This window comes from Streptomyces sp. 13-12-16, from assembly GCF_002114215.1.
Classification (GTDB): domain Bacteria; phylum Actinomycetota; class Actinomycetes; order Streptomycetales; family Streptomycetaceae; genus Streptomyces.
The window spans coordinates 1-651 of the sequence record NZ_NCTE01001344.1; the positions used below are offsets into that span (position 1 = coordinate 1).

General features: G+C 76.5%; 1 protein-coding gene and 1 pseudogene. Both read left to right on the top strand.

Features of this window, described 5'->3' with window-relative positions:
* Nucleotides 1-543, top strand: a 543-nt coding sequence (locus B7767_RS40720; protein ID WP_179167522.1) for a prolyl oligopeptidase family serine peptidase, incomplete at its 5' end; no start/stop codon positions are given.
* A pseudogene (locus B7767_RS48880) lies at nucleotides 540-651 on the top strand (LD-carboxypeptidase); the annotation flags it as partial. The gene B7767_RS40720 and the pseudogene B7767_RS48880, both read left to right, overlap by 4 nt.

Below are 651 nucleotides of genomic sequence, written 5' to 3' on the forward strand. Positions count from 1 at the left end.
GACGTCGAGGACTGCGCCGCCGTCGCGCTGGCCCTCGCCGACGAGGGCACCGCCGACCGCGACCGGCTCGCCGTCCGCGGCGGCAGCGCCGGCGGCTGGACCGCCGCCGCCTCGCTCACCACGACCGACGTCTACGCCTGCGGCACCATCGGCTACCCGGTGCTCGACCTCACCGGCTGGGGCGCGGGGGAGACCCACGACTTCGAGTCCCAGTACCTGGAGAGCCTGATCGGCCCGCGCACCGAGGTGCCCGAGAGGTACACCGCACGCTCACCCGCCACGCACGCCGACCGGCTCACCGCGCCCTTCCTGATGCTCCAAGGGCTGGACGACGTGATCTGCCCGCCCGCGCAGTGCGAGCGCTTCCTGGCCCGGCTGGCCGGCCGGGGCGTACCGCACGCCTACCTCACCTTCGAGGGCGAGGGGCACGGCTTCCGGCGGGCGGAGACCATGGTGCGCGCCCTGGAGGCGGAACTGTCCCTGTACGCCCAGGTGTTCGGGATGAGACCGCCCGGCGTGCCGGCCCTGGAGCTGGGCACATGAGCCGGGTCCGGGCACTGCGGCGGCCCGCCCGCCTCGCCCCCGGCGCCCGGGTGGCCGTGGTCGCGCCCAGCGGTCCGGTGCCCGAGGAGCGGCTCCAGGCCGGGCTCG